The sequence below is a fragment of the Candidatus Hepatincolaceae symbiont of Strigamia maritima genome, from assembly GCF_055505085.1.
Genome location: NZ_DBKDTU010000199.1, coordinates 1 through 6,229, shown reverse-complemented (window position 1 = coordinate 6,229; position 6,229 = coordinate 1). Strand labels below are relative to the sequence as shown.

The 6,229-nt window shown below is 32.3% G+C and carries 5 protein-coding genes; all 5 read right to left on the bottom strand.

Going from position 1 to position 6,229, the window contains the following annotated elements:
* The coding region (locus ACQCX0_RS05445) for a type IV secretory system conjugative DNA transfer family protein (RefSeq protein ID WP_462563155.1) at positions 1 to 1,691 on the bottom strand (1,691 nt) is incomplete at its 3' end.
* A 26-nt stretch (positions 1,692 to 1,717) separates the two neighbouring features.
* Positions 1,718 to 3,268 (bottom strand): hypothetical protein, encoded by a 1,551-nt coding sequence (locus ACQCX0_RS05440; RefSeq protein ID WP_462563154.1) that lies wholly within the window; start codon positions 3,266 to 3,268, stop codon positions 1,718 to 1,720.
* A gap of 16 nt (positions 3,269 to 3,284) precedes the next feature.
* On the bottom strand, positions 3,285 to 4,400 hold the full coding sequence (locus tag ACQCX0_RS05435; RefSeq protein WP_462563153.1) for a TrbI/VirB10 family protein: 1,116 nt from the start codon (positions 4,398 to 4,400) through the stop codon (positions 3,285 to 3,287).
* Entirely contained in the window at positions 4,387 to 5,175 is a 789-nt protein-coding gene (locus tag ACQCX0_RS05430) for a TrbG/VirB9 family P-type conjugative transfer protein (protein ID WP_462563152.1), read from the bottom strand. Before ACQCX0_RS05430 ends, ACQCX0_RS05435 begins: the two co-directional genes overlap by 14 nt.
* A 21-nt stretch (positions 5,176 to 5,196) precedes the next feature.
* Positions 5,197 to 6,117 carry a VirB8 family type IV secretion system protein gene (locus tag ACQCX0_RS05425; protein ID WP_462563151.1) on the bottom strand — a complete coding sequence of 307 codons (921 nt, stop codon included), beginning with the start codon at positions 6,115 to 6,117 and terminating at the stop codon, positions 5,197 to 5,199.
* Between the last annotated feature and the right edge of the window lie 112 nt (positions 6,118 to 6,229).

Genomic DNA, 6,229 nt, shown 5'->3' with positions numbered 1-6,229 from the left:
TTTCTTAACATCTCTTTATTATTAAAGAAAAAGGGAATATCACATAAGATTGGGGTTCTAGCTTGATTCTGCACTATTACTATTTGTTTACCTTTGGGCATGCTCATTACATCCGTTGCTTCTATTAAGTTTACTACTTTTTTCTGTTTACTTTTATTTTTACCACTTCCTACACATTCTATTATTTGAGTTTGTCCTGATAATCCTGCCAGTCTTTTTGCGGTTTCATCATTGTTTTGGGGAAGAATAATCTTAAAAGCCGTATTGGTCATCATGGTATTTACCCCGTTATCGCTATATTTCTCCCTAATCTGCCCTAAATCTTGGCATACAAATAAAAAACTTCCCTTATACCCTCTGGCAATTGCCGGTCCGTCTATTACTGCAGAGATTTTCGGAAAAAATGCAACTTCATCTAAGATAAATCTTACAATCTTAGATTTTTTTACAGTCTCTAAATTTTGGCTGGTAATATATTTATAAGCAGTTTCTACAAAAATACCACTCAGTACTCCGAATAATTCCTGTTCAGCCGCCGGGCTTATCAGATAGATTGTAACTACTTGATTATCTATTCCCCTGATATCCTTCATAGAAAAGGTGTTTGTTGAAGTTATATCTCTTACATTTTCATTATTAAAGACTGCTAAATCTGCGGAAATAGTTGCTAGAATACTACCCAAAGTATTTGGGGAAGTAGCTCCTAATTCTGAAAAGACATTATAACATCTGCTTTTTATAACTTCGGGTATTTCTAAGCATTGTGTTTCTATTGCTAATTTTTTAAACCCCGCCTGGGATGCATCCTCCCCGTTACTTTCTTCCTCTTCTTCTGCTTCATGATTAATCGGATTAACCCCGATGGTTGCTAAAATATCTTTTACTTCGGCAATTGAGGTATCTTTATTTTCTAATTCATTTTTATAAATAGCATATAATATTACGGAACTTAGGGTTTTTCTACCGGAATTACTCCAAAATTTATCACTACCACTCTGCTGAATTAAAATATTTACGATCATATCTATATATCTGCCTCTGCCTGCAGTGTCTTTTGTTAAATTAGCTAATGCCAAAGGGTTCCAAAAGCAAGTTTTCTCATTATGTAATTGTTGCTCCTGTCCCCATTCTATCCTAAATACTTTACCTAGTTTCTCCCTATATTTATGTGTAGTATCATACAATTCTCCTTTAGGGTCGTTAATTATTAAACAATCCCTATCACAAGACAGAATTGTAGGAATTACCGTGCCTGTAGTTTTACCGGCACCTGCCGGAGCAACACACAACAAACCTAAGGGCTCGTTAGTTTTTAGTAACCTGCCGTTAAAAATACCCAAAGAATATCCCTCTTCTTTTAAAGGAGAAGGGTTCATTTTCTTAAGGTCTGAAAATTTAGCAAATCTACTAAATTTTAGAGTTAAACTGTAGGGATTTTTTACTAAAATATAAATAAATACAGTAAGAAATATCAGTAATATAGCTACGCTTACCCAAGTAGTTAGAATATCGTATCTTCCGTAACTAATTAGTTTCCATAAATACTTTAAATATCTTAGTTCAACTATGCTGGTTTCTAAGAAGTATCTTAAATATAGCTCATAGGGTAGCATTGAGCAGATAGCTGCCACAATAAAACTAAATGCTATAAAGCTATAGAATTTATAATCTTGTGAAGTTGCTGGCAACATAGTTTTCTCCTTATTTATATGTTATTTTATTTGCAGATACTATTAATCACTAAATTTCTATCCCAATTTCTAAGTAACGAAGTCCACGTATTATTCAGAATGGAGTTATCAGGTCTTTTATAGACTGAGGAACACATTTTTTCATACTCTACCCAATTCATTTGATATTTAGTATAAGTATGACATTGTATACCTTGATTTCCAGTACAAATTCTCTCTGAACTTAAAACATGAAAAGTTGTGGTCGGAGGATACCCTTTCGGTTTGCCACTAGTAACGCTTTTGATATCACTTAGATTATGATTTAAAATATTACTATTAAGTGAGGTTTGCTGATAGTTATGTCTAATTTTATCGGTTTCATTGCCGGTTATAAAGATTTTAACATCGGGTTGTAGTTCATATTGTTGGCTGTCTTTAGGATATAAGATATACCTTTTTTGCCATTTTTTAGCATATCTTTCCGTATCAAAATACTCCCACTTGATAAATTCAACATTTTGAGTAATTTGACTAAGATAAGTAAACATACAACTACTTACTACATGTTTATTATTTTCTTCATCAATATAGTAATATTTACCGAAGTAACGCGAGATATTTTTGTCTAAATCATGCTTTACCTCACAATCCTTAAAGTCTACTTTTAATAGTATTTTGGTTTCAGTAGTATAAGGATTTAACACACAATCAGTTAGGTAAGTTTTCTGATAAGCTTCATCTTTATAATAAACTTTTCCTGTCTTTAAATAATGCTCCTTGGTTACAATTACCTCACAACTATCATAACTAAATTCATGTTTATAGGTTTTAACCGGAATACATCCACCTGCTGAGAATTGTTTTTCATCTTCCGTAAAATAAGCTTGTCTTCTTTTATAAGTAGCACGTCCTACAAAATCATCTAAACTATCACAGCTGTTATATTTAGCCGGTACGGATTTTACCTTCTCACAATTCTGCATTTGAATTTTCTTACCCTTATTATCAAAGTAGTACTCCTGTTTAAAGATATCTATTACCTCAGTCCTTGGGTTATAAATCTGATGACAGCCCTCATAGCTACTAATAATACTAGGAGTTACCATATTATTATTGTTAATTTTATTATCTATAGGTGATGTAGCAGGTGAGGCTATATTAGTACTGTTTGTAGTACTGTTTTTAGTGGTACTATTACTTTTATTCGGTAATTCTTTTTTAGCTTGAACTCTAGGTGCTACTTTTTTGGGAGTATCTTCATTAAATTTAGGTAGTTCACCGTTTACCACTAATTGCGTACCTGAGGTAATGATAGTTTTATCTATTTCTTTTTTGGTAAAAAGACTATCAACTGCGGTTCTGCCTTTTGAATCTAAGACTGCTACCCAGTTTATCTCTAAAATAAACTTGCCGTTTTCTATTTTAGTTAATTTGATTAAGCCTTCTAACATCTTCTTCTCACTACTATCCATTCTTGCTAAAATTCTTATATCTTTAGTAGCATTAATGAATTTAGCAGTAATTACCACAAAGTCTGCTTGTAAAAAATTTATACTAAAGAATAAAGCTGTAATGGTACTTAGTATTTGTTTCATGGTATAATTCCTTATTTTAATTTTTCTTATTATCTGCTTCTTCTATTGCCACTTCCTCTATTTCAGGTTTTAAATTAATATCTATTTCGGGTTTAAAGATTATTCTAGCTCCGCTGGCAATAGTTACTACTGGAGATAAATCTATGGTTTTTTCTAAAATTTGAGTTGATAAATCTAACATAGATAATGCGGTATACTGAGCTAAACTACCCACATTAGAATTAGGAACTTTATCTGCCCCCATAATACCTAGTCCGCTTAATACAGCCATAGTAAAGGTTGTACCGTATCTCTCCCACACCCTATTATCTACTTTGCCCACTATCCCGTTCCTACCCATTTGGTCTTTTAGGGCTCCGGCACTTAAAATAATAGATTTACCATTGGGAAAATAAATTCTTTTACAACCTGCTTTTAAAGCGGTTTCTCCGTAAGCAGATAGAGGTTGAAAGTCACAAATAATTTTACTTCCCTTAGGTAGTAATACCTCCTTAATATCACTCTCTAAGGAATAAACATCTCGCTCTACCACTGCTACAAACTCCCCGCCTCTTCTACTATTAATATTAGTCTCAGTAAGGAGCCGAATATACATATCCGTAGTAATGATGTGTTCTCTAGAAACAACAGAAGACGTGATATCTTCCGGCACTCCCAGTTCAGTATAATTATTTAAGTAATATTCATTATTCTTTTTAAGACTAACTCTATCTATAACTTGATTATTCACAACTTTTATCGGGGAAATTCTATTGCGTTTTGCTTCTTCTAATGCTAATTTCTCTGCTTGCTCTTTTTGTTGTTTTGCTAAAAGTTCCTGCTTTCTTCTCTCTGCAGTTTCTTTTTGTAGTGCTTTCTGTAATTGTGCCTTTGATTTATTTTGTTGTAGGAGTTTTCTTTTTAATTCAGCCTCTTGTTGCTTCTTCAGTTTTTCTTCTGCTTCTTTTTTTAATTTACTTTCTAAATCTTTCTGATAATTGATGATTTTTAAGGTATTCTCCTTATCCTTTGCCATAAATTTAGCAGTATCACTTTCTATATTGCCACTCTTTATATTGTTGGAATTGGCAGATAAACTTAAAGAGTAAAACAACAATACGATAACTAATGAGCAGTAGTTACTTAGCCTCATATCTAACCCCTCTATATTCTATACAAATATAAGCAGAACCGGCTTTAATGATGATTTTCTTAGACAGGGTATGTACTACTATAATATTATCTTTAATTGTATAATTTAATGGCGTATCAATTCTATCCTTAACCTCCATAACATGAGGAATATCTTTGTTAATTCCCGAAGTACTATTATAATCAAGGTAGGTATAAGTACCGTCTGTCCAAACTCTCTGCGGGGCAATTTCTTCATACCTACAAAATCTTAAGAAACCGCAGAATATCTCGGAATACATTGAGAAAACATAATCAAAATTAGGATTTTCTTTCGGTTTTTGCTTTTTTACTAATTTATCTAATTCCTGAGGTTTGAGTATTTTACCAATTTTACCCCCTATATTCAGGTGTAAATCAGGCTCTTTTCCACTATCATAATCTATGGTTTTAAGTACAAATACAAAATTACCCTCATTCGTTGCAACATTTAGATTAGTAGCCTCATTTGCCTGTTTAGCTGCTACTATAAGAGTATAGGGATTTATTTGGTTAGCTTCTGCTACTAAATCATCTCCTAATACATAATAGTTAATTAAAGAATTAAACTGCAAAGTGGTTACCATACCTCTTTTAATAGTAATCTCCTGAGAAGCTTTGGCCGTATTTTTAATAAAGGCTTCTTTCTCAACAATCTTACTACCTCCGCAACCTATTAAACAGCTTAGAGTTAAGCTAACTAACGCTATTAATAAGAAGGCTAGTTTTATTTGTTGTTGCATTACTTGTTGTTGCATATTTTACCAATGTTCTACTATTTAAAATTTAAACTTACTATTAGGGTTATCTGTTACAGTATCCTGTTCTTGTACATTAACTATATTCTCACTTATATTTTTATTGGTGGTATCTTTGTTGATATTTAAGTGAGCATTATTAGGGTTAAGTGCATTTTTCTGCTTAGTTTTTTTATTCCCCCTATATTCTCCTCTATATTCCTTAACTCCTAAGGAATAATCACTTATCACATAACCGAAGGGATTGTTTAAGTAATCACTACCCTTATATCTTGTGTCATCTTTAGTAAAGGTAAGGGTTGCAATAATAATTTCCGTTAGAATAACTTCTCCCGTAGTTCTTAAACTCTGTAAAGCTTCAAACTCTACTTGGATTTGATTATCACTTAAAATATTAGAACTAATAATACGAATATTACGTACATAGTTGTTTTCTACCGCTAATTTAAAAGGAGAACCCTTAGGATTTTTTGTCCATAGATATTCATCATTAAAAGCCTGTTTTATATCTTCACTACTTAAGAATACTACCTCTTGGTAGCGTTTTTCTTCGGTTACCATATCTATGGTTTCTCTTTTTTTCACATAATCTCGTGCTATCCACTCTTTAACCCTTCTATCGCCCTTAGTTGTGGTTTTATATGGTTCTACATACACAATCTGTTCTTCTTTAGGTAAAAAATGTACAAAATACGGTGTTTTCTCTTTTAGCGGTAACAAACTTATCAGTAATAGCATCAGCATTACACAAACAATTAACATCATTAAAAAAGCAAAAATTATAACTTGAGTAACCTTAGTGTTTCTTCTATGCTCATCATTAGTATCAACATAGACTTTTTTATCTAATAGATTAAAGACTTGTGATAAGTTTCCCTGTTCCTTAGATTGTACTTTCTTAAACCATAACTTACTTTTTAGAGCTTTTAAGGGATTTTTCATAATTATCTATAACCAAATACCGTCTCTGTAAATCTCAATACAAGCACATCTGCTTTGTTTCATATCATCACGTCCTCTGCCGATTTCTGCCGGATTATCTTCATAACGTGAA